General features: G+C 62.2%; 24 protein-coding genes, 1 tRNA gene and 1 pseudogene. 6 read left to right on the top strand and 20 right to left on the bottom strand.

Going from position 1 to position 25,390, the window contains the following annotated elements; translation table 11 throughout:
• Window position 1 precedes the first annotated feature (1 nt).
• The 9 genes from NVV77_RS10765 to NVV77_RS10725 form a co-directional block, all read right to left on the bottom strand.
• On the bottom strand, window positions 2-1,285 hold the full coding sequence (locus NVV77_RS10765) for a glutamate-5-semialdehyde dehydrogenase (protein WP_295412888.1): 1,284 nt from the start codon (window positions 1,283-1,285) through the stop codon (window positions 2-4).
• The gene (proB, locus tag NVV77_RS10760) at window positions 1,282-2,421 is read right to left on the bottom strand and encodes a glutamate 5-kinase (protein ID WP_295412883.1); all 1,140 of its coding nucleotides are present in this window, start codon (window positions 2,419-2,421) and stop codon (window positions 1,282-1,284) included. Before proB ends, NVV77_RS10765 begins: the two co-directional genes overlap by 4 nt.
• The gene (obgE, locus tag NVV77_RS10755; RefSeq protein WP_295412880.1) at window positions 2,421-3,464 is read right to left on the bottom strand and encodes a GTPase ObgE; all 1,044 of its coding nucleotides are present in this window, start codon (window positions 3,462-3,464) and stop codon (window positions 2,421-2,423) included. Before obgE ends, proB begins: the two co-directional genes overlap by 1 nt.
• Window positions 3,461-4,033, bottom strand: coding sequence for a GNAT family N-acetyltransferase (locus NVV77_RS10750; protein WP_295412878.1), 573 nt, complete (start codon window positions 4,031-4,033; stop codon window positions 3,461-3,463). Before NVV77_RS10750 ends, obgE begins: the two co-directional genes overlap by 4 nt.
• On the bottom strand, window positions 4,017-4,544 hold the full coding sequence (locus NVV77_RS10745) for a GNAT family N-acetyltransferase (RefSeq protein ID WP_295412876.1): 528 nt from the start codon (window positions 4,542-4,544) through the stop codon (window positions 4,017-4,019). Before NVV77_RS10745 ends, NVV77_RS10750 begins: the two co-directional genes overlap by 17 nt.
• Window positions 4,541-5,071, bottom strand: a complete 531-nt coding sequence (locus NVV77_RS10740; protein ID WP_295412873.1) for a GNAT family N-acetyltransferase — start codon at window positions 5,069-5,071, stop codon at window positions 4,541-4,543. Before NVV77_RS10740 ends, NVV77_RS10745 begins: the two co-directional genes overlap by 4 nt.
• Window positions 5,072-5,187: 116 nt before the next feature.
• The gene (gene rpmA, locus NVV77_RS10735; protein ID WP_092426362.1) at window positions 5,188-5,454 is read right to left on the bottom strand and encodes a 50S ribosomal protein L27; all 267 of its coding nucleotides are present in this window, start codon (window positions 5,452-5,454) and stop codon (window positions 5,188-5,190) included.
• Window positions 5,455-5,468: 14 nt separating this feature from the next.
• Window positions 5,469-6,002 carry a 50S ribosomal protein L21 gene (rplU, locus tag NVV77_RS10730; protein ID WP_295414430.1) on the bottom strand — a complete coding sequence of 178 codons (534 nt, stop codon included), beginning with the start codon at window positions 6,000-6,002 and terminating at the stop codon, window positions 5,469-5,471.
• A gap of 244 nt (window positions 6,003-6,246) precedes the next feature.
• A complete protein-coding gene (locus NVV77_RS10725) occupies window positions 6,247-6,921 on the bottom strand; it encodes an MBL fold metallo-hydrolase (RefSeq protein ID WP_295412870.1) in 675 nt (224 codons plus the stop codon).
• Between the two features lie 316 nt (window positions 6,922-7,237).
• On the opposite strand from NVV77_RS10725, the gene NVV77_RS10720 reads away from it, so the two are divergent.
• Window positions 7,238-7,327, top strand: a tRNA-Ser gene (locus NVV77_RS10720).
• A 16-nt stretch (window positions 7,328-7,343) separates the two neighbouring features.
• Here the strand turns inward: NVV77_RS10720 and NVV77_RS10715 are convergent.
• Window positions 7,344-8,750 (bottom strand): short-chain fatty acyl-CoA regulator family protein, encoded by a 1,407-nt coding sequence (locus NVV77_RS10715; protein ID WP_295412867.1) that lies wholly within the window; start codon window positions 8,748-8,750, stop codon window positions 7,344-7,346.
• A gap of 153 nt (window positions 8,751-8,903) precedes the next feature.
• Here NVV77_RS10715 and NVV77_RS10710 point away from each other — a divergent pair, with 153 nt between their 5' ends.
• On the top strand, window positions 8,904-9,131 hold the full coding sequence (locus NVV77_RS10710; RefSeq protein ID WP_295412864.1) for a hypothetical protein: 228 nt from the start codon (window positions 8,904-8,906) through the stop codon (window positions 9,129-9,131).
• A gap of 81 nt (window positions 9,132-9,212) precedes the next feature.
• Window positions 9,213-10,508, top strand: coding sequence for an isocitrate lyase (gene aceA, locus NVV77_RS10705; RefSeq protein WP_295412862.1), 1,296 nt, complete (start codon window positions 9,213-9,215; stop codon window positions 10,506-10,508).
• A gap of 119 nt (window positions 10,509-10,627) precedes the next feature.
• On the opposite strand, the gene NVV77_RS10700 is transcribed toward aceA, so the two are convergent.
• Window positions 10,628-11,005 (bottom strand): DUF779 domain-containing protein, encoded by a 378-nt coding sequence (locus tag NVV77_RS10700; RefSeq protein WP_295412859.1) that lies wholly within the window; start codon window positions 11,003-11,005, stop codon window positions 10,628-10,630.
• Window positions 11,006-11,176: 171 nt separating this feature from the next.
• A complete protein-coding gene (gene adh, locus NVV77_RS10695) occupies window positions 11,177-12,697 on the bottom strand; it encodes an aldehyde dehydrogenase (protein ID WP_295412858.1) in 1,521 nt (506 codons plus the stop codon).
• 200 nt (window positions 12,698-12,897) lie between these two features.
• Here adh and NVV77_RS10690 point away from each other — a divergent pair, with 200 nt between their 5' ends.
• Window positions 12,898-14,742: a sigma-54-dependent Fis family transcriptional regulator gene (locus tag NVV77_RS10690; protein ID WP_295412855.1), complete on the top strand. Its 1,845-nt coding sequence runs from the start codon at window positions 12,898-12,900 to the stop codon at window positions 14,740-14,742.
• A gap of 9 nt (window positions 14,743-14,751) precedes the next feature.
• Here the strand turns inward: NVV77_RS10690 and NVV77_RS10685 are convergent, their stop codons facing one another.
• Entirely contained in the window at window positions 14,752-15,450 is a 699-nt protein-coding gene (locus NVV77_RS10685; protein ID WP_295412853.1) for an META domain-containing protein, read from the bottom strand.
• Window positions 15,451-15,513: 63 nt separating this feature from the next.
• Window positions 15,514-16,692, bottom strand: coding sequence for a succinylglutamate desuccinylase/aspartoacylase family protein (locus tag NVV77_RS10680; protein WP_295412850.1), 1,179 nt, complete (start codon window positions 16,690-16,692; stop codon window positions 15,514-15,516).
• A gap of 292 nt (window positions 16,693-16,984) precedes the next feature.
• Between NVV77_RS10680 and NVV77_RS10675 the strand changes: the two genes are divergently transcribed.
• Both NVV77_RS10675 and NVV77_RS10670 read left to right on the top strand, forming a co-directional pair.
• Window positions 16,985-17,371 (top strand): hypothetical protein, encoded by a 387-nt coding sequence (locus NVV77_RS10675; protein WP_295412848.1) that lies wholly within the window; start codon window positions 16,985-16,987, stop codon window positions 17,369-17,371.
• 256 nt (window positions 17,372-17,627) lie between these two features.
• Entirely contained in the window at window positions 17,628-18,656 is a 1,029-nt protein-coding gene (locus NVV77_RS10670) for a helix-turn-helix domain-containing protein (protein ID WP_295412845.1), read from the top strand.
• A gap of 79 nt (window positions 18,657-18,735) precedes the next feature.
• Here the strand turns inward: NVV77_RS10670 and NVV77_RS10665 are convergent, their stop codons facing one another.
• From NVV77_RS10665 to NVV77_RS10640, 6 genes and pseudogenes are all read right to left on the bottom strand, one after another.
• Window positions 18,736-20,226 (bottom strand): Na+/H+ antiporter NhaC family protein, encoded by a 1,491-nt coding sequence (locus tag NVV77_RS10665; RefSeq protein ID WP_295412843.1) that lies wholly within the window; start codon window positions 20,224-20,226, stop codon window positions 18,736-18,738.
• Between the two features lie 30 nt (window positions 20,227-20,256).
• The gene (locus NVV77_RS10660) at window positions 20,257-20,820 is read right to left on the bottom strand and encodes an HdeD family acid-resistance protein (RefSeq protein ID WP_295412840.1); all 564 of its coding nucleotides are present in this window, start codon (window positions 20,818-20,820) and stop codon (window positions 20,257-20,259) included.
• 89 nt (window positions 20,821-20,909) lie between these two features.
• Complete coding sequence (locus NVV77_RS10655) at window positions 20,910-21,599, bottom strand: exopolysaccharide biosynthesis protein (protein ID WP_295412837.1); 690 nt, start codon at window positions 21,597-21,599, stop codon at window positions 20,910-20,912.
• Between the two features lie 41 nt (window positions 21,600-21,640).
• Window positions 21,641-22,021, bottom strand: coding sequence for an SHOCT domain-containing protein (locus tag NVV77_RS10650; protein WP_295412835.1), 381 nt, complete (start codon window positions 22,019-22,021; stop codon window positions 21,641-21,643).
• Window positions 22,022-22,053: 32 nt separating this feature from the next.
• Window positions 22,054-23,292 carry an arginine deiminase gene (locus tag NVV77_RS10645; protein ID WP_295412832.1) on the bottom strand — a complete coding sequence of 413 codons (1,239 nt, stop codon included), beginning with the start codon at window positions 23,290-23,292 and terminating at the stop codon, window positions 22,054-22,056.
• A gap of 16 nt (window positions 23,293-23,308) precedes the next feature.
• Window positions 23,309-24,746, bottom strand: a pseudogene (locus NVV77_RS10640) (basic amino acid/polyamine antiporter).
• Between the last annotated feature and the right edge of the window lie 644 nt (window positions 24,747-25,390).

Below are 25,390 nucleotides of genomic sequence, written 5' to 3'. Positions count from 1 at the left end.
GTCAGGGTCGGAGCTGCCCATTGCCGCGGACGCGGTATTTGAAGCTGGTCAATTGCTCGACGCCCACCGGCCCGCGTGCATGCATTTTGCCCGTCGCAATACCGATCTCGCCGCCAAAACCGAATTCGCCGCCATCGGCAAATTGCGTCGAGGCGTTGTGGACGAGAATGGCGCTATCGATCTCGTTGAAGAATTTTTCGACCGCCACCGGATCCTCGGCAATGATCGCCTCGGTGTGGTGGCTCGAATAGTGCTCGATATGGGCAATGGCCGCTTCGACGCTGTCGACCACCTTTACGGAGATGATCGCATCCTCGTACTCGGTCTTCCAATCCTCTTCCGTCGCTGGCTTTGCTTCGGCGATCAGCGACTGCACCGTCGCATCGCCGCGAATTTCGCAGCCTTTTGCGACGAGCGCATCGATGATCGGCTCGAGGTGGGTAGAAACCACGTCCTTGTGGACGAGCAGCGTTTCGGCAGCCCCACAAATGCCGGTGCGGCGCATCTTGGCGTTGAGCGTCACAGAGACGGCTTTCTCGAGATCGGCCGAGCGGTCGATATAGACGTGCACAAGGCCTTCGAGGTGCGCGAAGACCGGTACGCGGGCCTCGGACTGCACCCGAGCCACGAGCGACTTGCCGCCGCGCGGTACGATCACGTCGATAGCGCCGCCGAGACCCCCCAGCAATTCGCCCACGGCGGAGCGGTCGGTTGTCGGCACCAGCTGCACGCCGTCTTCCGGCTGGCCGGCGAGTTTCAAGCCCAGCCGCAGGCAATCGACCAAAGCGCGCGAGGAATGCACGCTGTCGCTGCCGCCGCGAAGGATGACCGCATTGCCCGACTTGAGGCACAGCGCGCCAGCATCCGCCGTCACGTTCGGCCGGCTCTCATAGATGACGCCGATGACCCCAAGCGGGGTCCGCACGCGCTCGATATGGAGACCATTGGGCCGGTCCCATTCGGCAATGATCCCGCCAACGGGATCGGGTAGTTCGGCAATGGTGCGCAGCGCATCGATAATCCCGTCGAGCCGCGCTTCGGTCAGCAGCAGCCGATCCTGAAACGCCTTGGTCATGCCCTTGGCCTGGGCATTCTCCATGTCCAGGGCATTGGCGGCGAGAATATCAGCCTTGTGATTGCGCACGGCCTCGGCCGCGCCAATTAGCGCCGCATATTTGCGTTCGGCGCTTGCGGTCGCGAGCTTGCTCGCCGCAGCCCTAGCCTTGCGGCCCAGCTCAAGCATCAGCGTCGGAATGTCATTGGAGGCGACTTCAGCGAGGCTCATTGGTTCATTTCCTCCATGGCCGCCGTCAGCACCAGATTATCACGATGGATCATGGCCGCACGGCTACCGGCGCCCAACAGTTCGATCACCACATCGCTGCGCTTGCCGATGATGAGGCGCGCATCGTCGCTGTCGAAACCCGAGAGACCGCGTGCGATTTCGCGTCCATCGGGATCGGTAATGGCAACGGTGTCGCCCCGCTCGAACTCGCCGGTGATTTTGGTCACGCCAATCGGCAGCAGGGAGCGGCCCTGATTAAGAGCCCGCGCTGCGCCAGCATCGACCTGTATCGTACCCGCAACTGTGAGCGTCCCCATGATCCAGCGCTTTCGCGCCTGCGCCCGCGAGCGGGCAGGGTGGAAGAGGGTATGGCGGCCGCCTTCGGTGAGCACCTTCAGCGGATGAGTTTCCGTACCCTTGGCAATCACCATCGCGGTGCCAGCCAGCGTCGCGATCTTGCCGGCTTCCACCTTGGTAGTCATGCCGCCGCGCGACAGATGGCTCGCCGCGCCGCCCGCCATGGCTTCGATGGCAGGGGTAATACTTTCCACCACCGGAATATGCTGCGCATTCGGGTCCTTGGCCGGCGGCGCCGTGTAGAGCCCGTCAATATCAGAGAGCAGCACGAGGCAGTCAGCCTCGATCATGGTCGCAACGCGGGCCGAGAGGCGGTCATTGTCGCCATAGCGGATTTCCGCCGTTGCCACGCTGTCATTCTCGTTGAAAATCGGAATGGCCCCCAGGCCAAGCAGCGTCGTCACCGTGGTCCGCGCATTGAGATAATAGCGCCGCTCTTCGGTGATGTTGGGGGTGATCAGAATCTGCCCCGTGACGATATTGTGCCGCGCCAGCGCCTCGGCCCAGGCCTGCGACAGGGCAATCTGCCCCGCGCTCGCCGCCGCCTGCGATTGTTCCAGCGTCAGCGACACCGCCGACAGCCCCAAGAGCCCGCGCCCCAACGCAATGGCGCCCGAGGAGACGACGACGATATCGCGCCCCTCGGCCTTCAATGCGGAAATATCCTCGGCGAGATCGTCGAGCCATGCCTTGCGCAGTTTACCAGCCTTGTCGACCAGCAGCGCCGAACCAATCTTGATGGTAATGCGCCGATAGGGCGCCAGCGCATTGGCTGACATCAGGGGGTCCACTTCTCTTCGGTCTTGGGCGCGAGGGCTGCGGCCTCTTCGGCGCGGCTCTCGTCGATCACGCCGAGCACGTCATAGAGCACCTGCTCGACGCCTTCGCCCGTCGCACCCGAAATGGCACGCACTTCGGCCTTGCTGACCTTTTTCAGCGCCTTCATCTTGGCCTTGAGCTCTTCGGGCGTCAGGGCATCGATCTTGTTGAGCACGACGATTTCGGGCTTTTCCGCCAGGATGTCGGCATAGGCCGCCAGTTCATAGCGCACGGCCTTATAGACATGGGCCACGTCTTCATTGGTGCCGTCGATGAGGTGAATAAGAACACCGCAGCGTTCGATATGGCCGAGGAAGCGATCGCCGATGCCGATACCCTCGCTGGCGCCTTCGATCAGGCCCGGAATATCGGCCAGGACGAATTCGCGCTCGCCCGCCCGCACCACGCCAAGATTGGGGTGCAGCGTCGTAAACGGATAGTCCGCAATCTTGGGTTTGGCCGCCGAAACAGCCGCCAAAAAGGTCGACTTGCCGGCATTGGGCTGGCCGACCAGACCCGCGTCCGCGATCAGTTTCAAACGTAGCCAGATGCCTTTTTCCAAGCCCGGCTGGCCGGGATTGGCATGGCGCGGCGCCTGGTTGGAGCTGGTCTTGAAATATGCATTGCCAAAGCCGCCATTGCCGCCCTGCAGCAGCACGACGCGCTGGCCGATCTCGGTAAAATCGGCGATCAGGGTTTCCTGATCTTCCTCAAAAATCTGCGTGCCCTTGGGCACGCGCAGCACGATGTCCTCGCCATTGGCGCCGGCGCGGTTCTTGCCCATGCCATGCACGCCCGTCGGCGCGCGAAAATGCTGGGCATAGCGGAAGTCGATCAGCGTGTTGAGGCCATCGGCACAGACCGCCACGACATCGCCGCCGCGTCCGCCATTGCCGCCATCGGGGCCGCCGAACTCGATGAATTTTTCGCGGTGAAAGCTGACGGCGCCGCCGCCGCCATCGCCGGACTTGATGTAGATCTTGGCCTGATCGAGAAATTTCATGTGCGTCGTGCCTTCCAGACGCCAAGCGTCAGTTCTGTGTCGATATGCTCCACCTCGGCGTCGCGCGCAAGGCAGAGCAACCAGCTTCGTCCGCTTTGGGTAAAGCCCAGCTTCTGCTGGATCGCGAGGGAAGCGAGGTTGAAGTGAAAAACGCCGGAATAAACCACCGGCGTATTGGTGGTGTCGAAGAACCAGTCGAGGCAGGCAATCGCCGCCTCGGTCATGATCCCGCGACCCCAAAACGGTTTGCCGAGCCAATAGCCGATCACCGGTCCATCGGGGCCGGGATGAAAGCCGATATGGCCCACATAACCCTCGCCCTTGACCTCGATGGTAAAATTGGCGTCGTCGGGCTCGACATCGGGATGGCGTGTCCGCAGCCACGCCTTGGCATCGGAGAGATGATAGGGAAACGGCACGCGCGCAAGATTGCCCGCCACCTCAAAGTCGTTGAGATAACGCGCAATAGGTTCGGCATCCTGCGCACGCGGGGTGCGCAGGATCAGCCTCTCCGTCTCGATGATCGGCAGCATCATCGGCAAAAATACTCCGTCAGGCGCATAGATCATTCCTTCTCGCCCGCCAGTCCGCACGGCTCAACGCCGTCGTTACGTGCTCGACATTGTGCTGCAGCGCCTGGGAAAAGCGCATTTCCTTGCTAGTCGCGACAAAGCCGAGCTTGGCCTTGAGTTTTAGGGACGCGACATTGTTGTGGTGGGCGCTCGAGCGGATGCTTTCCGCGCGCGTCCCGTCAAAATGCCAGTCGATCAGGGCCGAAGCCGCTTCCATCCCATAACCCCTGTGCCAATGCGGGCGCGATATCCAGAAGCCGAGTTCGGAGACCAGCGTCACGCAACCGATCAGCCCCTTTTTCGGATGCTCGATGATGAAGAAGGCTTTTTCGGGCGTCGGCGCCGGGGCCATGCGCAAAAACTCCTGCGCCATGGAAAGCGTATAGGGCCATGGTACCGGGGTCAGCCATTTGGCCACGGCGAACTCGCTGACGCCCAAGGCATAGCAGGGCGCGTCCTCGGGTCTTGGCGCCCGCAGGATCAGTCTATCGGTAACAAGCTCGGTCATCTCTCGCCAAACTCCAACCGCATGAGCACCATGGTCTGGCCGGCAAGATTGTTTGCCGCCTCGATCGCTTCGCCGGTTTCGGTGAAGCCGGCTTTGCGCAGGACATTGCGCGAGCCGGCATTTTCCTTGAGCGCGCGTGAGCGCAGGGCGGTGGCGCCCGCCGCTCGGGCCTCTGCCACCAATGCTTGTGCCGCTTCGCTGGCATAGCCCTGGCCCCAAAAAGCCTCGCCCAACCAGTAGCCGAGCTCAGGAACCTGACCATCGGCAAAATGAAGGCCGACCACGCCGATAAATGTGCCGTCTGCCTCGATGGCAAAGCACGCTTCCTCGGCCGTAGGTACGATCTCTTCAATGAAAAATTCGGCGTCGCTCAGCGCATAGGGAAAGGGGAGCCGCGCCATCCAGCGATGGACGTTTTTGTTATTGGCCAGTTGGGCGATTGCTGGAGCATGGGCCATGGTCGGCACGGTCAGCACCAGGCGTTCGGTGCGGATCGAGGCGGGCAGGCGGTCCTTGATGGTGGTCATGCTAATGCTCCAGAAACGAAAAGGGGAACCGGTTGACCGGTTCCCCTTCGCAAGTCTGGTGTGTCGCCAAACGCCGCCGGGAACTGGTCACCGGCGGGTTAGTCGAGCCTGCCGGGTTATTCGGCGGCCTCTGCCGGGATGACAGACACGTGTACTTTATTGTTCGCGCGGGTGCGGAACGCGACGCTGCCATCAACCAGAGCATAGATCGTGTGATCCTTGCCGAGGCCAACACCGGTGCCGACAGCCCACTTGGTGCCGCGTTGACGGATGATGATGTTGCCGGCGACGACAGCTTCGCCACCGAACTTCTTCACGCCGAGACGACGGCCAGCGGTATCACGACCGTTGCGGGATGAACCGCCTGCTTTCTTATGTGCCATGGTCTAGCTTCCTCTTATTCCTGGTCGGCCTTGGGAGCGGCCTTCTTGGCCGGGGCCTTCTTTGCCGGCTTTTCAGCGGCTTCGCCTTCAGCAGCGGCCTTCTTGGGCGCAGCCTTCTTCGGTGCGGCCTTGGCTTCGGTTGCTTCGGCAGCGTCAGCCTTGGCAGCCTTCTTGGCCGGGGCCTTTTCGGTCACGGCGTCTGATGCTTCGGCCTTGGCGGCAGCCTTGATCGTCGGCTTGGCGCCGCCGGTCAGAATTTCGGTGATACGAACGGTGGTCAGCAGCTGGCGGTGACCGTTGCGACGACGCGAATTGTGGCGGCGACGCTTCTTGAAGATGATGACGGTCTTCTGCTTCTTGGTCTCGACCAGCTCGGCAGCAACGAGTGCGCCTTCAACCAGCGGAGCGCCGATCACGTCGCCAACCATCAGGACTTCGTCAAAGGTGACGATGTCGCCGGCTTCGGCGTCGAGCTTTTCGATCTTGATGACGTCATTGGCAGCAACCTTGTACTGCTTGCCGCCCGTCTTGATGACTGCAAAAGTCATATGCACAACCGAACGCTTCAAACGCCCGGTCCCTTTTCTGTCGCGCCCTGCGGCACCGCGGCTTTCATGCCTCTTCCGCGGTTTTCAAGTCTTGGGCCGGAGATTTCCGACCGGCAGCCTCAAGCAGCGTTTTCAAACAAAACCAGCGCACCGGTGGGACCAGTGCGCGTGGGATCGGGGGCTTATCGTGAAAAAGGCCTCAAGAGTCAAGCGCCGTCGCGGTTTTCGGCGGCGTTTTGGCCCCTCAGCCCCTGCCGTTCGGATACCAGTCCCGCAGCCGCACTTCGGTATGGTCGCCAACCCCGGCTTCCAGCACCGAAAGGTCGCTGTCGCCATAGTGATAGGGATAGATGATCTTGGGCTTGAAGACATTGATCGCTTCAATGGCCTGCTCGGGCGTCATCGTATAGGGCAGGTTCATGGGCAGGAAAGCGACGGCAATGCCCGTCAGCGCCAATATGTCCTCGGTCGGCTCGGTGTCTCCGGCCACATAGACAAGCGTGTCGCCGAACGTAAGCACATAGCCATTGCCGACCCCGACCGGATGGTAGCGCATGCGGTCTTCGGTGGTGTTGTGCGCCGCAATGGCTTTCAGTTTGACGCCATCAAGCTCGCCATCCGCACCGTTGGCGATGGATTTGGCATTGGCCTTAAGCCCCTCGGGCAATTTCCCAAAAACGTCTTCGTTGGTGAGGAGCGGCGCCGCGCCGGCAATGGCTTCCAGGGTCGGCACATCAAAATGGTCGCCGTGGCCATGGGTGATGAGAATAGCAGTGGGGGCCGGCAGGCCTTCATAGAGCGCGGCCCCGCCCACGGGGTCGACATAGATGACCTTGCCACCCCATTCGAGCACCAGGCTCGCATGTTCGACCGGATGAATGGCGAGGTCGCCCCCGCTCGTAGCAATAGTATCGGCCATGGTTGCGTCCTGGGAAAATGCAAAGCTGGTGCTCAAAAGATTGGCCGCAAGTCCGGCTATTGGCAAGCCGGCCATGCCGGCAACGAGTGTGCGTCGCGTAACCATAAGTCGTTTCCCTGAAAAGATTTGTGCCTGACGCCACAACAACGCGGATTTGCGAAAGGAGATCGCTCGACACGTATTTGTGACTGCATGAGGAGGGGATCGCTTTCTGTGACATCCGCGCATAAGGGGTGTTGCAGCCCGCCTCACGCTATGCCATAAGCCGCCCCGTATCGACCGGCCGGGATTTTCAACGATCCCTTTTCGATCTCGCGGAGAGATGGCAGAGCGGTTGAATGCACCGCACTCGAAATGCGGCATAGGGGCAACTCTATCGGGGGTTCGAATCCCTCTCTCTCCGCCAGTTTCCCTCCTTTCCGTCACGTCATCCGCGCATAAAAGCTCTCGGGGCGGCTCGTCCCATCGAGGCTGAACCTATGGTCTGCCGGCGGATGCGCCCGCTGGCCGCATTCCATGCGTGGGCAGGATCGACAGCCAGTTCCGACCGGCACGGCCTGGCCCTCGCCGAACACATCAATGCCATCGGCATAGACCATGTCCCGCGCATGGTGCGCCGAGCAGCCAAGGCCGATGGAGAGATAGCTTTTGGGCGCATTGTAGCGATAGCCGCCCTTGGTGATGGTGCGGGCAATGCAGAAATAGCGCTGCCCGTCAGGCATCTGGCTCACCTGCACATGAATGCGCTCGGGCGCCATGAAAGCCTCATAGACATTCCAGCGCGGGCAGGCGCCCGAATGGCGCGGAATGTGAATCCCCGACAGCGAAAAGCGCTTTGAAATGTTCCCGGCAATATCGGTACGCACCAGATGCAGCGGAATGCCCTGCGCCCCCTTGCGCTGTAGCGTCGTCATGCGGTGGCAGACCTGCTCGAAGCTGGCCGCAAAACGTCGCCCGATACGCTCGATATCATAGCGATGGTCGCGGCACGCTTTCAGGAAAGGCTCATAGGGCATGATCAACGCCCCGGCGAAATAAGCTGCCAGGACGTTTCGCGCCAAGGCCGGCGCATCGCCCTCGGACAGGTTTGCCGCGTCGATGATGGCCTCGATCTCGGCCCCGGCCGCCAGTTCTCCCAGATGATGGGCGAGGAGGAATTGCGCGGTTTCGCTCGGTATGAGGTCGGAAATCAGGATGGCTCGCCCCGAGGGATCGCGCTGCCTTGCAATGCCGTGTGGCAGCGAGGCCAGCCGCACCTCCTGCCCAAAGACATTGAAGAGATAGGCTTTCAATCCGCTCTCAAAACTGTCCCCAAAGTTGTCGATATCGCCGCGAATGCGCTCCGCCGCCGCCTCCAGTGCCGGAAAGTGGCTGGCGCTCTCCTGCAGGAAATCGGAAATGGCATCGGTCGCCATGTGAAACGGCGGCTCCGCTACATCGACCTTCTGCGCCCCGGCGCTGCCCAGCAGCCGATAGCGATCGTAAAGCCGCAGAACCGCCCGCGCCGCCGCGGGGTTGGATTGCGCGAGATCGCGGATTTCGAGATTGGTGATGTCGCTATCGGCAAAAAGGTCATCGCCAAAAGCCTCCATCAGGTCGCCAACCAGCCGCCCCTCGTCGCTGTCCACCAATTCGCCGGGCTCAACGCCCAATTGCCCGGCCAGCGAAAACAACAGGGGCACCGTCACCTTGCGGCGATTGTGCTCGATCAGGTTCAGATAGCTGGCAGAAATACCCAGTGCCTGGGCCAGGTCCGCCTGCGACACTTTCTTCTGCCGTCGCAGCCGCTTGATGCGGCCGCCGATCTGCATTTCGGCTTCGGCAACCATCGTCTCCTCCGTGCCAGTCTTTACAGACTTTACAATTCACAGCGTCAAAATTGACTGCGATTGACAGCTTTACTGGCTGATTTCCGATCTATTCTTGCCTTCTGCGCAGAATTGTCAAATCTTTACATCATCCAGCCAAGAGGAGTTCCGGAGATGAGCCCCAGCATCAGCGAACGCGAAGAATATCTGACCATCATCGCCCCCAGCGCCCACGAAGCCATGGCCCAGTTCAAGGCGCGCGGCCTCGACGAACAGGGCTATGCCATTGCCGGCAAGATCGGCCGTCACCAGTTTGCCCTGGTCAGCGGCGCCGACAGCACAGAACTGTTCTCCGGCGGTGGCATGTTCGCCGCCACCTTTAGCCGCAAGGTCCCCGCCTAACACCCCGCCTTTCTCAGCAAAATGCCTGATCCCGCCTCCGGGCGGGACCGGCGAAGCCATGTCCAATTGAGGAGACCCGACATGCTCGACAAGCCCAGCCAACCCGAACAGTTTCCGGCGCCCGACTATGCGCCCGATCGCTGGAAGACCATTTCCCGCACCTTTTCTCGCGCCGATGTCGCGCGCCTCTCCGGCTCCCTGCCGATCCGCCACACGCTGGCCGAGAACGGCGCCCGCCGCCTGTGGGAACTGCTGCACAGTCAGGATTTCGTGCCCACTCTCGGCACTTTTACGGGTAACCAGGCGGTGCAGCAGGTGAAAGCCGGCTTACAGGCCATTTATCTCTCGGGCTGGCAGGTCGCCGCCGACGCCAATTCCTCGGGCAATATGTATCCCGACCAGTCGCTTTACCCCGTCGACAGCGTTCCCGCCGTGGTCCGCCGCATCAACAAGGCGCTGCAGCGCGCCGACCAGATCCAGAGCATGGAACAGGCCGACGGGATCGCGACCACCGACCTCGACTTCTTCGTCCCCATCATCGCCGATGCCGAAGCCGGCTTTGGCGGCGCGCTCAATGCCTTTGAACTGATGAAAGCCATGATCGAGGCCGGCGCCGCTGCCGTGCATTTCGAGGATCAATTGGCTTCGGAAAAGAAGTGCGGGCATCTTGGCGGCAAGGTGCTGGTGCCCACCAGCCAATTCATCCGCACCCTCAACGCCGCGCGTCTCGCCGCCGACGTCATAGATGTTCCCACATTGATCATGGCCCGCACTGATGCGGAAGCAGCGCGTCTCATCACCTCGGATATCGATGAATATGACCGGCCCTTCGTGACCGACGAGCGCACACCCGAAGGATTCTATCGCCTCAAGGGCGGCATCGACGCCGCCATCGCGAGGGGTATTGCCTATGCGCCCTATGCCGATCTCATCTGGTGCGAAACCAGCAAGCCCGATCTCGCCGAGGCCAAAAAGTTCGCCGAGGCCGTCCGCAAGGTCCATCCGGAGCAGATGCTGGCCTATAATTGCTCGCCGAGTTTTAATTGGGCGCGGCATATGGACGAGACCGCCATGGCCAGTTTTCAGCGCGAAATCGCCGCCATGGGCTACAAATACCAGTTCATCACCCTGGCCGGCTTCCACAATCTCAGCCTCACCACATTCGAACTGGCCCGCGCCTACAAGGCCGACGGCATGGCCGGCTATTCCCGCCTGCAACAAGCCGAATTCGCCGCCGAAGCCCATGGTTTTTCGGCGGTTCGCCACCAGCGCGAAGTGGGCACCAGCTATTTCGACGCAGTCTCATTGGCCGTGAGCGAAGGCAAGAGCGCCACGACGGCGATGGGGGAATCGACGGAGACGGCTCAGTTTCATTGAGATCGCAACGTCTCGTCACTCGTCACCACCGGGCTTGTCCCGGTGGTCCATGCCTTGGCGAGATGGATTGCCGGGACAAGCCCGGCAATGACGACGGGGAGGGGCGTTCTTACGCCCCTTCACTGCACCGCAATCGGCCGTCTCCGCGCATGCTCCTCATCCGAAAACACCCGCGACCGAGTGAGAAACCGCCGCTCCGTCCCATTGTCCAGGCTGAACATGCCACCCCGCCCAGGAATGGCGTCGATGATGAGCTGGGTATGTTGCCAATATTCGAACTGGCTGGGCGACATGTAGAAGGGCGCGCCGCCGATTTCGCCCATCTGCACATCGCGATCGCCGAGGATAAAGTCGCCTATGGGGTAGCACATGGGCGAAGAGCCATCGCAGCAGCCGCCAGACTGGTGAAACATCACCTTGCCGTGGCGCGCCTCGATGTCGTGTATCAAGTCCAAAGCCGCTGAAGTCGCCACCACGCGGTCCACAAAATCGGTCATTTCCCTCTCCCGCAAAAAAGAGATTTCGTTCCGACAGGCCGGCCCGCCGTGGGGGGAGAGTTGGGGGGGTGGTCAGGCCCACCTGCCGGAACGAACTTTGATCCTCCCGTGGATGCCCCCAGGGGTGATCCCCCGGGGGCTGCGCCTTGGGAGGAGCGCAACGGTATGGCTTCAGAAGAAGCCGAGCTTCTTGGGGGAGTAGGAAACCAGCATGTTCTTGGTCTGCTGGTAATGGTCGAGCATCATGCGGTGGTTTTCGCGGCCGATACCCGATTGCTTATAGCCGCCGAAGGCCGCATGGGCGGGATAGGCGTGGTAGCAATTGGTCCAGACGCGACCGGCCTGAATGGCGCGACCGAAGCGATAGGCCCGGTTGCCATCGCGGGTCCAGATGCCGGCGCCGAGGCCATAGAGCGTGTCATTGGCGATTTCGAGCGCTTCGGCATCGTCCTTGAAGGTCGTCACCGAAACCACCGGCCCAAAGATCTCTTCCTGGAAAATGCGCATCTTGTTGGTGCCGGCAAAGACCGTCGGCTTCACATAATAACCGCCGGCCAGTTCGCCCTCGAGATTGTTGCGCTCGCCGCCGGTAAGCACCTTGGCGCCTTCCTGCTTGCCGATATCAAGGTAGCTCAGGATTTTTTCGAGCTGCTCGCTCGATGCCTGTGCACCGATCATGGTCGACATCTCGAAGGGCGAACCCTGCTTGATGGCCTCCACGCGCTTGATCGCCCGCTCCATGAAGCGGTCATAGACATTTTCCTGGATCAGGGCGCGGCTGGGGCAGGTGCAGACTTCGCCCTGGTTGAGCGAGAACATGGCGAAGCCTTCGAGCGCCTTGTCGAAGAAATCATCATCTTCGTTGACCACGTCCGAGAAGAAGATGTTCGGCGATTTGCCACCAAGTTCGAGCGTCACCGGAATGAGGTTCTGGCTGGCATATTGCATGATCAGCCGTCCCGTCGTCGTCTCGCCGGTAAAGGCGATCTTGGCGATGCGGTTGGACGAAGCCAGCGGCTTGCCCGCTTCGAGCCCAAAGCCATTGACGATATTGACGACGCCCGGGGGCAGAATGTCCTCGATCAGCTCCATGAGATAGAGGATCGAGGCCGGCGTCTGCTCGGCAGGCTTGAGCACCACGGCATTGCCGGCCGCGAGGGCAGGGGCCAGTTTCCAGACGGCCATCAGGATCGGAAAATTCCACGGAATGATCTGCCCGACGACCCCCAGCGGCTCATGGAAATGATAGGCCACGGTATCGTGGTCGATTTCCGAAATCCCGCCTTCCTGCGCACGAATGGCGCCGGCGAAATAACGGAAATGGTCGATGGCGAGCGGAATATCGGCGGCCGTCGTTTCGCGGATCGGCTTGCCATTGTCCCAGGTCTCGGCCAGGGCGATTTCGTCCAGATGCTCCTCCATCCGGTCGGCGATCTTGTTGAGCATCACGGCGCGCTGCGCCACCGAGGTGCGGCCCCATGCCGGCGCCGCCTTGTGCGCGGCATCGAGCGCCTTTTCGACATCGGCCGCCTTGGAGCGCGCAACTTCGCAGATGACCTGGCCGGTCACGGGCGAGGTATTTTCAAACGTCTCGCCGTCGACGGCACCGACCCATTGCCCACCGATGTAATTGCCATATTTGGCCTTGTACGGAGACTTGGTCCGCTGGCCGACGAATTCCGGTTTGTTCATGGCATCCTCCCTTTTTGGATGCCTGCCTCATTGCAACCGCCATGCCAGCATTGGCCAAGTCATTGGCGCAGCAGTCGAAGTTTTCGTGATGCGCAATTGGCTGGACGAATGGAATTTCCGGATGCAACACTTTGCCACAACCAGAGGCGATGGCAGATGCAACACCTGTTGCAAACTGCCACAACTGGGAGGAAACGAGGATGAACACTGCGTCCGAGGTGGCTCTGGCCGCTGCTCGCGAAAAATTCTTCTCCGGATTGGACCTACCCGAAGGTCTGGTCCCGGCGCCCATCCTGCGCTCCTGGCAACGCTGTGCCGAACAGGGGCTTGATGCCGGCAGCGCCGTGCTCGCCGAACCCATGAGTGCCGCCGAATTGCGGGGCCTTCACGAGCAGAACGAAACCCTGCGCCTCCTGTCGCGCTCCGAACTCGTCTCGCTGCGCATGGAAGCCAAGCTCACCGATAGCGTCGTCATCCTCACCGATGCCAAGGGCCTCGTGCTCGACACCGCCGGCAGTCCCGAATTCGCCGGCCGCGCCGCCCAGGTGGCGCTACGCCCCGGCGTCGCCTGGTCCGAAACTTCCACCGGCACCAATGCCATCGGCACGGCGCTGGCCGAACGCCGCGCCATCGAAGTTCACGGCGCCGAACATTTCTTCGAGCCACACGGCATCCTCCATTGCGCGGCCTCTCCCATCTTCGATCCATATGGCAAGCTCGCCGGCGTGCTCGACATGTCGGGCCATGCCTCGGCCGAGCATACCCATGCCATGGGCCTCGTCCGCCTCGCGGTTGAGCAGATCGAACACCGCTTCTTCAATCGCGCCTTTGAGGAAATGACCGTCGTCCGGTTCCATCGCTCCGCCGATCTCCTGGGCACGGCCCGCGAGGGCGTGCTGGTCTTCGATGGTGAAAAACTGGTCGCCGGCAATCGCCGCGCGCTGCATCTGGTCGGGCTCGATCGCAAGGCGCTGCGCAAAGCCACAAGCGAAGAAATCTTCGCCGAAGCCGCGCTCGCGGTCGACAATGGCGTCCTCCGCAGCCGCAATGGCGAACGCTTCTTCGCCGCCGTCACCCAACCACGCGCCACCCCGCTGCGGGTCTCCGGCACCATTGCCCGCGATACCCGCATTCGGCACGACGGCCCCATTCTCTCGCCCGAAGCCAAGGCCGATCTCACCAAAGGCATTCGCCTCGTCAATGCCGAAATCCCCTTGCTCATCGCCGGGGAAACCGGTGCGGGCAAGGAAGTCTTCGCCCGGCATCTCCACGCCAAAACCAACCGCGTGGGAAAACCCTTCATCGCCATCAATTGCGCCGCGCTGCCTGAAAGCCTGATCGAAGCCGAGCTTTTCGGCTACGAAGCCGGCGCCTTTACCGGCGCCAAGAAGTCGGGCGCGAGGGGTCTAGTGCAACAGGCCGAAGGCGGCATTCTCTTTCTCGACGAAATCGGCGACATGCCGCTCGCTTTGCAGTCGCGCCTCCTCCGCGTCCTGCAGGACAAGGAAGTCGCCCCGCTCGGCGGCGGCGCTCCGCAAAAGGCCGATTTCGTGCCCATAGCCGCGACCAATCGCGATCTGCAGGCGATGGTCGAAGCCGGCACTTTTCGCGCCGATCTCTATTTTCGCATCGCCCAATATACGATCACGCTGCAATCGCTCGCCGAGCGCAGCGACCGCCCCGCGCTCATCGAAGCGCTGTGGTCGCAGGTCGCCCAGCGCCACGGCAAATTGCCAAAACCGGTGCTCGAACAGCTCGCCGCCTATCACTGGCCAGGCAATTTTCGCGAGCTCGTCGGGTGCCTGCGCGCCATGGCCGCCCTCAACGATCCGGGCGAGCCGATCACTGCTGCATCGCTCCCCGCCATGACAGAAAAGCCACCGGAACCATCCCTGCCCGATGGCGACATCGAAAACATAACCGAAGTGGCCATGCGCCGTGCCATCGCGCGGCACAATGGCAACCTGTCGGCGGCGGCGCGGGCCCTCGGGGTCGATCGCTCGACCCTTTACCGGCGCTATGTCTGGAAGCAGGCGCGGGCCTGACTTCGCTCGCTATTGGCGGAGGGCAAGAACCGTATTGCCTTCCACATCCACCAGCCGCAACCCGCCATCCGGCAGACTCTCGAAGCGGTTAACATTCTCAAGCGCGGCCAGGAATTTCTGTTCCTGCTCCATCAGGCCCTGATCGCAGGCCATCATGGTGGCGCCGCCGGGCGACAGGGTCAGGCCTTCGCCGGTCAGAGTAAAACCGCCAAAGAAGCGGTTGCACGAGGCATTGCCGTGGATGCTGCCGTCGAGATCGAAGGCGAGGGAGGTTTCCGAGTTGGCGATGACCGCCTCGCCCGAAATTTCCTCGACCTTCCAGTCCCCGACCAGCAGGCTCAGCGGATCGCCGCCGCAGCCGACCAGCGCTCGTTCGCCGATCGTCACCACCACGGCCTTGGGGAAAGGCATGCCTGACATATTGTCGGTACAGATCTTGTCGATGGCAACGAGCGTAAAGGCCTCATCGCCGGCCGCGCCCGTATAGACTTCAATATCTTCCGCGCGCACCGGCTCCGGCACCGGCTCGATGGAAAAAGTCTCGCCCTCCATGCTGGAGAAACTGATCGCGGTATCGCTGACTTCGACATGCCATCCCGGCTCATTGCCGCGCGCCGTCCAGCCTGCGGCCTCCGCCGCGCCGACGAGCATCAGCGGCACAACCGCCAGCAGCGATCCCCTGAAAAAGCGATGAAATCCGTTCGTCATGAGACTAACTCCCGAAAGTCAGATTGATGGAAAGGGGCCGGACATTGCCCGACCCCAAAAAGCTCATTCGACGATCTGGTCGCCGCCTTCCGGCACGGTGCTGTCGAAGAGGAAGGAGAGGATGATCATTCCTTCTTCGCAGGTGGCGTCGGTCCGGCGCGCCAGCACTTCGCCGCTGCGCGGCGCGGTATATTCGGCGACCACTTCGCCAAATGTATTGCGCTGGATGGCAACCTTCTGCCCGGCCTCGACGGCCTCGTTGAGTTCGACCAGCAGTTCGACGAAGCCACCATGGGTGGTGATAACAGGCGCCATGGCATCGCCGATGAAGACGCCGCTATCCTTCCCCGTCCGCCCGATCTCCCCGGCAATCACGCCGTGATATTTAAGCACATTCATCGTCCCTTCGACGAAGAGGGGGATCATCTCGTGATCAAAGATGCGCGGGCGGCCGATTTCGGGCGTGAAGGAAGGAATGCCCGCATCGATCAGCGCATTAGGCAAAATGCCGGGATAGGCGATGTTGTCGAAGATGTGGTCGATTGGATAGAGCTCGGCCATGGCGCGTACTTCGGGAAGGTCCATGCGCGCCAGGTGAAACGATGTGGCGTCCATGCCGGTGGCGGCCGTGTGGAAGTCGATGGCATAGTCGAGATTATTGCGCAGCAGCCGGTTGAAGACGAGGCCGGCATGACGCACCGGAGCATCGGGCGCGTTTTCATTGCCGGGGAACAGGCGGTTCATGTCGATCAGGTCCATGCCGCGCCCCGAATTGTGCCAGCGGCGGGTCATGTCTTCGACGGCGGGCCGCGACAGGTCGAACACGGCCAGCACGCTGCCCGACATCTGCGCGGGATCGAGCTCGGCCAGCACCTTCTGAATGGTGTGAATGGGGCTCATTTCATCCCCGTGCACGCCGCTGATCAGGCCCACGCGCTTGCCCGGTTTTTCGCCCTTGGTCACGGCAACGGACACATACCAGTGCTGGCCGGTGGGCATCTGCACGCCCTGGAAATAGAAAAAGTGCTTTCCCGGTTCGAGCGTCTCGATATCGAGCGCCGAGATCACCTGCTTGCCGCTGATGATATCGCCGGTAAAAACGGTGCCGCCTTCGGTTTTCGGCGCCGCGGCGTCCTGTGCCATGGCCGGGCTTGTCATCAGCGCCGCGGCGGCGCTGACGGCCCCCAGGGAGGCGATCATGAAGTCGCGCCGATCAAAACCCTCTTCGTGATCCTTGGTCATGAATTCTCTCTTCTTGAAATGCACGGCAGGGATTTAGCTAATCCAAGAATGAGCGCTGGGGAAAGGATCGCTCCCGGCAGCTCTGCAAATAGGGACACGGGGTAAAGTTGCGGGACGCCATGCACATCAAAACCACCCCATGCATTGGCTAGACTTGCCTTGAGCAGGACTGACCGCTCGACGCTTGGAGGAGTGCGTTCTCGTGAAAGGCATCGGTTTCAAATTACTTTTCGCGGCTGCAACGATGTTGGCCGGCCTCGCTTCTCCGACGTTCGGGCAAGACATAGCGCCCATGGTCATGGTGCCTGACCATCCCGGGGGCGTCGCGGTCAATGGCTGCTTCCGGGCCAATGAAACCCTCTTTGGCCCCTATCGGCTGACCTTCTGCTTCGAACGCCGCGGCACCTATACTGTTCGCGGCGGCGGCGCCCGCTGCGATGGCCGCATGGATTGGCACGTTTCGGGTCGGGACATTTTCATGGATCTGCATCGCACGTCCTGCGGCAACCGCCGGGCCTGGGAAGCTGCGGCGGTCGATTGCCGGCCCACGGCGAACTTTATGGGCGCGATCAGCGGCGCCTTTGCCGGCGACATGCTGAGCATCAGGGCCCTGCGCTGCACCTATCATCCGACCGTTGCCGGCGTCTCCCGGCGTACGTTCACGGCGAACCGCTTCTAAAACCTGTCTCCCGAAAGCGAACACCGGTTTCGGGACAAAGACCTGCGCAACAACAAGGACCTAAAGCGCCGGGAGCGAATCCTTGAGATCGCGACGCGCTTTAGGCTCGCCCGTTGGCATTTTCCGGCCGTTTCGGGCAGTGCGCCATCAAAGTTTGTGCGGCGGCAGGGCGTTGACCCTGCAAGGGTCCGTGCCCGTCCAGCGCTTGGATGGTGCCAGATGACCTGCGGTGCGGCAGTTTTCCGGGAGTTGGGCTATGGATGAGGCAGCCACGGCCGAACGTGTTCCGAGTTATGTCTTTACCACGGCAAGTGTCGAGCGGGAGCACCAGTTCGATGCCTGGCTTTCAATCATGCGGCCGCTCGTGGCGATGACCCCGCACAGCCCTGTTGAAAGGGGCTTTTCCGCGCGGTCGCTGGCCTGGGATCTGGGACCTCTGGCCCTGACCCACACGACAATGCCCGCTCTCGATTTTCGCCGCGATGCAATCCGTTTGCGGGCTGATGCGGTGGATCACTGGCTTCTGGTTGCCCCAAGGCGGGGCAGCATGCGTTCGGAAGCCGGGCACAGGGCGGGCGCGGGGCTCTGCTATGTGCGATCCATGCACCGCGTTAGCGCCGGTTCAACGACCGATTTCGATGCCGTGGCCCTGGTGGTGCCGCGCGATTTCTGTCCGGCGGGGGCGCGGGGCCTCGATGCACTGCATGAGCGCCACGTCGCCTCCCAGCTCGGCGGGCTCCTGGCCGATTACATGCATTCGCTGGAGCGGCAATTGCCGCGGCTCGGCGCGGAACATCTGCCTGCTGTCGTCGCGGCAACGCGGGCCATGCTGATTGCCTGCACCGCGCCGGGCCCCGATACACTGGCCGAAGCCATGCCGGTGCTGCAGGCGACGCAGCTGGAGCGCGCCAAACGCTTCATCCGACAGAACCTGCTCTCGGCCCGGCTTGGTGTCCGGGAGCTTTGTCGCCATTTGGGCATGTCCAGAACCGCGCTCTATCGCCTCTTCGAGCCACTGGGCGGTGTCGTGCACTATATTCGCGCGGCCCGGCTGCAGGATGCCCATCGCGCCCTGTCTTCCGGCACCGATATGCGTTCCATTTACGAGATCGCGGCCGAGCGTGGCTTTCTCGAACCCTCGGAATTCAGCCGCGCCTTCAAGCGCCATTTTGGCTATAGCCCCAGCGAAGCACGGCATGAGGGGCGATTGATCCCGGTGCGCCCGGTCGGCAAGCGGCCGGCCACGGTCACCCATCTGGCCGAACTCCTCTCCGCACTGGCCTAGTTTATTCGCCTCCTGGCTCGGACAAAACGTCGCTCATACTGGCTGCGGTTTTGGTGAAAACCTGGAAATTGCGAAGCGCTTAGCCGGCAATGGCGTCCGGACGCGCTTCTTCTTTGCCGAGCTTTACCACCCGCCAGCCTGTCGCCCCAATAAGAAGGGTCATGAGGGGGCTGGCAATATTGAAGAGGCAAAACGGCAGATAGACCAGCGCCGGCACGCCCAGCACGGCCGCCATATAGGCGCCGCAGGAATTCCAGGGGATCAGCGGCGAGGTGACGCTACCGCCATCGGCCACCGCACGGGAGAGATTGCTTGAGGCAAGGCCGCGTTTTTTGAACTCGGCGCTGAAAATTCGCGCCGGCAGGACAACGGCCACATATTGGTCCCCCGCCACGACATTGAGCCCCAGAGCCGAGCCGACGACAGTGGCAACAAGCGAGCCGGTGGTTTTGGCCCGCGAGATCAGCGGGGTCACGAGCTTGAGCAGCAGCCCGAATTCGTCGAGGAGCGACCCGAAGACCAGCGCCCCCAGAATGAGCCAGATGGTGAGAAGCATGCTCGCCATGCCGCCGCGCGAGAGCAGGCTATCCACCTGTTCGAGACCGGATCGGGCCTCGAACCCCGTCGCCATCACCTGCCAGCCAGCCTTGATATGGGCCACGATCGGGGGCAGGTCGGGCGCATTGACGAAACGCAGCACCGCGTCGGATTGCAGGAAGGGCGCCAGGATGGCGGCGGCCAGCGCGGAGGAGGCGATGGCGAGGGAAGCTGGAACTTTTAGCGCCGAAAGCGCGACGAGCAGGACCACCGGGAGCAAGGTCCATGGCGTGATCGAAAACAGCTGCGACAGGGCGGCCAATTCGGAATCGATCAGCGCGTCGCTGGCGCCGGACGTGCCGTCAAAGGCCCCGAAGAGGATGAAGCCCGTAAGCGCGATGAGCAAAGCGGGGATGGAACTCCAGGCCTGGGCCCGCAAATGGGTATGGATCGGCGTATCGGTCAGTTGTGCGGCGAGGATGGCGGTTTCCGAGAGCGGGGACATTTTTTCCCCCACATAGGCGCCGGAAATCACGGCGCCCGCCGTGATCGGCACGGAGACACCCACCATGATGGAGAGGCCGACCAGGCCGACGCCAATGGTCCCGGCAGTGGTCCAGGAGCTGCCAATGCCGAAGGAGATGAGCGCGCAGATGAGGAAGGCGGCCGGGTAGAACCAGTCGGGGTTCATCACCATGATGCCATAATAGACCAGGGTCGGGATGGTGCCGGCCATGTTCCAGGCGCCGATCAGCGCGCCGATGGCAAAGAGGATGAAGATGGCGCTGACTACCGAGGAGACGCCCTTGCGCCCGGCCTCTGCCACCTCCTCCCAGGAGTGACCATTCTTGAGCACGATGAGGGCGGCGGTGAGCGCTGAAAAGATCAGCGCCACCTGCAGCGGCCCTTCCATGGCGTCGTTACCGAAGAGATAGACCGCCGCCGAAATCAGCACCGCCAGCACGGCGAGCGGGATCAGCGCGTCGACAAGCGAGGGCTCTTTGATGGTTCTGGGTGGCGCTGATGGCTGCATTTGGTGGCGCTCCTCGGAAACGGCAAACGTTCAGCCCCGCGCCAGCCGTTCCTTGGCCGCACCCCAGCTGCGCACGATCTGTATCAGGCCAAAAAGGGCAACGAGGCCGCCCCCGATCTGCATCAGGAGGAGTGCGCCGGTCATCGGCAGGGCGATGAGCAGGGCGCCGAGCACGATGTAGATCGCGGCGCCGGCAACCGAGGTCCAGACCGGCGGAGAATTCTTGCGGTAGCGGATCAGGATGAAGGCTTCCGTCAGGCCTACGGCAATGGCGCCGAGCCCGATCACCCAGGAGAGGACTTCGGGGGTCAGCATGCCTGCAAGGAAAGGGCTCAGGAGCAGCATTATGCCGGCCAGCGCGGCGAGGCCGCCGCGCACCAGGCTCAGCCAGAACGGCCAGCTCGATTCAATGCCGTAATTCTGGCTCGCCAGGGCCCCCAGCACGCCATCGACCAGCAGCACCGTGCCGCCGACCACCACCACGACCTTCAGCGCGTAGTCGGGGAGAAACATGGCGACAAGCCCACCGATCAGCAGTAGCGCGCCGCGCAACAGGCTGAACGTAACCGCCCAACGCTTGGAAGACGCCGCCATTTGGTAACTCCTTGCACTTGTGTGTCGTTCTGGCCCGCGGGCCGGTTTTCATGCTCTGCCGCGCACCCGGAGGCGACCGGCCTATCCCGTCAGGGGTCATCCCCCTCCACCACATGCTCGACGATATCGCCCAGGGCGAAGGCGAGCACGAAGATCAGCCAGATGGCGACCAGCGCCACCAGAGTGCCCAGGGCGCCGATGGCGACGCCCGCGAGGACAGCGATGCCGTCCTGGTTGAGGACGCCCATGCAGATGACGGCCAGCCCCGCCGAAGGAATGAGATTCATGAACGGCACCGGGGCCATGTTGACCAGCGCCAGGACGATGGCGATCACGGCCACGAAGGGCATGGCGCCCGGTCCGGTCAGCCCGCGCCAGCGGGGCGCTGAAATCTTTGCGACCCAGCGCACGATCATGGCCAGCGCCTCGAGCAGCTTCTTGATGACTTTGAGCGGCAGCGGCATGCGGCCAAACCAGCTGCCAAAGCTCAGTGGCTGGCGCAGCAGCATGGATATGCCGACCGCGAACATGGCCACGGCCATAAGGAAGTTGTAACCGGGCGGGCCGGGCAGGAGGTTGAGCAGCGCAAAGAGCATGATCGCCAGCACATGCGAACGCTCGCCGACCATCCCTAACAGGTCCGCGCAGGTCAGGGCGGCATCGGGCCGCCCCGCCCGTTCGCGCAACTGCGCGACGATGACATCGACAATCGGGATGATCGGGTCGTGATCTCGATCATGATCATGATCATGATCATGGCCCGGGCCCTTGTCGGTCATGCCGGCATGAACTCCCGTTGAGCCATCTCGACCCGTCTCGCTCATGCCAGCGCCTTGGCCTTGAGCGCGTTGAACTCGGCCTCGGAGATCACCCCGTCCTTCAGGAGGCCATTGGCCCGGGCGATCTGTTCGGCCGGCGAGGTGCCGGCGACATTGCGGATATAGGTTTCGGCCTCCGCCCTTGCCTCCTGACTGGCCTGGATCTGCCGCCGCCCCATGCCGCTGCCGCGGATGAGCAGATAGAACAGCGCCGTCAGCATGGGCACGAAGATCAGTGCGATCACCCAGATGGCCCGCGCAAAGCCGCCGATCTCGCGGTCGCGGAACAGGTCGATGATGATCTGGAACAGCACGATGAGATAGGTGATGAGGAAGAAGGTGGAGAGGATCAGCCAGAGAACTTCCCAGAAATTGCTAGACATGTTGCACCTCGGATTGAGTGTCTTGGAACCGGTCAGTAGTCGACGGCGTCGCGGATGATCGGGCAGGTCATGCAATGGCCGCCGCCACGGCCGCGACCCAGCTCGGAGCCCGAGATGGTAATGACCTCGATGCCCGCCTTGCGCAGCAGCGTGTTGACATAGGTGTTGCGGTCATAGGCGAAGACGACGCCGGGCGAGGCGCAGACGAGATTGGCGCCGCTGTCCCATTGGGTGCGCTCGCGGGTATAATCATTGCCGGCCGTCTCGACGACGCGAATGGCTGAGAGCCCCAGCGCCTCGCGTACGGTTTCGACCAGCCCGCCCTTGTCCTTGCTGAGCTCCAGCCCGCCTTTGCCATCGGGCCGATAGGAGAAGCACTCGATGGGATTGACGATATCTGGATAGATCAGCACGCAGTCGCGGTCGGCGAAGGTGAAGACCGTGTCGAGATGCATGGCGGCGCGCAGTTTTGGCATGGCGGCCACGATGACGCGTTCCACCGCGCCCTTTTCAAAGAGGGTTTTCGCCAGCTGGGCGATTGCCTGGCGCGAGGTGCGCTCGCTCATGCCGATCAAGACGTTGCCCTTGCCGATGGGCATAACGTCGCCGCCTTCGAGCGTCGCCAGGTCCCATTCCTTGGTCGGATCGCCCCACCAGACATTCACCTTGCCGGCAAAGTCGGGATGGAACTTGTAGATGGAGCTGGTGAGGAGCGTTTCCTCGTGTCGCGCCGGCCAATAGAGCGGGTTGAGCGTCACCCCGCCATAGATCCAGCAGGTGGTGTCGCGGGTGTAGAGCGTATTGGGCAGCGGGGGCAGGAGATATTCGTTCACCCCGGCGGCGTCCCGCACCAGGTTCATGCGCTCCCCGCCGATATCATCGGGAAACTCATAGGTGGAGAGTCCCCCGATCAGGGTTTCGGCCAGCTGGCGGTTGGAAAGGCCATCGAGATAGGAGCGGACATCGTCGACGAGATCGGGGCCGACCTTGTTGGGCGCGATCTGGTTGTCGAGAATCCAGGCCCTCGCCTCGGGCAGCGCCACGGTTTCCTCGAGCAGATTGTGCATTTCCACGACATCGACGCCGCGCTCGCGCAGCTTGTTCATGAAGTCGAAATGGTCGCGCTTGGCCACATCGACCCAAAGCACGTCGTCAAACAGCAGGTCGTCGCAGTTGGAAGGCGTCAGCCGCTGATGCGCCCGGCCGGGGGCGCAAACCATGACCTTGCGCAATTGGCCGACTTCGGAATGGACGCCAAAACTGGTTTCCATGCTTCAAGCTCCTCGATCAGGGGGTAATGGTGCCGGTCAAAAGGCCGATCGTGCCCGCAATGCCTGCCAGCACGGTGACGCCGAAGACGATCAGTTCGACCGGAGTAAAGAATTTGGCGCGCTGCTCGCGGCGGGCCCAGAAATAGAGGATCAGGGTTCCGGGAACGAAGAGCACGGCGACGAGCAGGACATATTTCAGCCCCGCGGCCACGAACATGAAGAGCGTGTAGACGACGGCGATCCAGGCGATGATCTGATCCATGCCCCTTTCGCTGTCATTGGGCTCATAGCCGATGCCGCGTCGGGCAACGATGACGCCATAGCCGGCCACCAGCAGATAGGGCAGGAGCGCGGTGACGCTGGTCATGTCGAGCATGAAGTTGAAGGCGTCAGCCGACCAATAGGTCGAGATGACAAAGAGCGAGACCACGATATTGGTCAGCCAGAGCGCATTGGCCGGCACGCCATTGTCGTTCTGCGCCGCGAACATCTTTTGGCATGTCCTGCGACTTGGCCGCAGCGAACATCACCTCGGCGCAGATCAGCGACCAGGCAAGATAGGCGCCGAGCACCGAAACCAGCACACCGATGGAAATGAACACGGCACCCCAATGGCCCACGACCAGTTCGAGCGCCCCGGCAAGGGAGGGGTTCGCCACCCCGGCAATTTCGGCGCGCGGGGCGGTCGCAAAGGGCAGGAGGGTGACTGCGACCATCAGGCCAGTCACGGCGACAAAGCCCAGCACCGTGGCGCTGCCGACATCCTCGCGCTTCTTGGCAAAGCGCGAATACACGCTGGCCCCTTCGATGCCGAGGAAGACGAAGACGGTGATGAGCATGGTGTCGCGCACCTGCGCCACCAGGCTCTTTTCCGGCATGTTGAGGCCGCCGAAGAAGTTTTCGGAGAACTGGTTGTAGTTGAAGAAGAAAATGAAGATCAGGACCGCCACCACGATCGGCACGATCTTGGCGATGGTCACGACGGTATTGATGAAGGCGGCCTGTTCGACGCCGCGCAGGATCATGAAATGGAAGGCCCAGATGCCGGCCAGCGACACGATGATGGCAATGGGACTGCTGCCATCGCCAAAGAGCTCAGGGAAGAAACGTCCCAGTGTCGAGCCGATAAGAACCCAGTAAAAGACGTTGCCGAGACAGCTCCCGAGCCAATAGCCAAAGGCAGAGAGGAACCCCATATAGTCGCCGAAACCGGCCTTGGCATAAGCGAAAACGCCGGAATCGATGTCGGGTCTTCGGGTCGCGAGCGACTGGAAAACGCGGGCCAGCATATACATGCCGGTGCCGGCAATGGCCCAGGCGGTGATGGCGCCAAAAGGTCCCGTTGCGGTCGCAAAGCGCCCCGGCAGGTTAAAGATGCCGGCCCCGATCATGGACCCTATGACCATCGCCGTCAGCGCATTGAGCGATAGTTTCCCCTTGTCAGTTCCCGCCATACCGCCGCCCCCTAACTGGCTCCAACAAAACACAAATCCTCTTTGGAGCCGGATGAGGCTAGCGCTCACAGGGGCGTGAGGAGAATGGCGAGGCGTCCCCACACTAGGCTTGGCGTCCCGCTTTCCAACTTTCGTTGCCCGCGAAAATGCCGGTCGTAGTTTTGGGCTTTGGCCGTTTGTGGTCCCGCCGGCTGAGGGTTTTCGCGCTCTCCGTCATTCGCGCACCATGCGCCCGTCTACCCTTGATGGGGCGGGCCATAGCATTGCGCCACCCGCGCCTCCTCCCAACCGCCCCGTCAAGGGAAGGCTTTGGTCAGGGCGCTTTCGCCCCACGCACCGTGTCTTAGAAGGCGTCACGGCAACAAGATGCATCCAGAGCGGACACTCCCTTGGCCCCGTCGCGGGAACTGTTCACTTGTGACGCATCGGACTCACTTGTGACGCATCGGCCCCCCTTAATCCCTCCCCACAAGGGGGAGGGAGACGAAAGAGCAGTGTCATTGAGGCAAGCGCCTCCCCTCCCCTTTGTGGGGAGGGAATGAGGGTGGGGTGGGGAGCCACAAGGCGCCAAAGTAACCGCTCCCGCTTGCTGGAGGACTGAGACGGCGGCCGAGACCTCTTGTCTCCGCTCCCTTGAGGAGAAG

Origin of the sequence: Devosia sp., assembly GCF_024707125.1 — a bacterium.
Taxonomy (GTDB): Bacteria; Pseudomonadota; Alphaproteobacteria; order Rhizobiales; family Devosiaceae; genus Devosia.
Note: the sequence above shows the minus strand (reverse complement) of the source record. Positions and strands in the feature narration are given on the sequence as shown.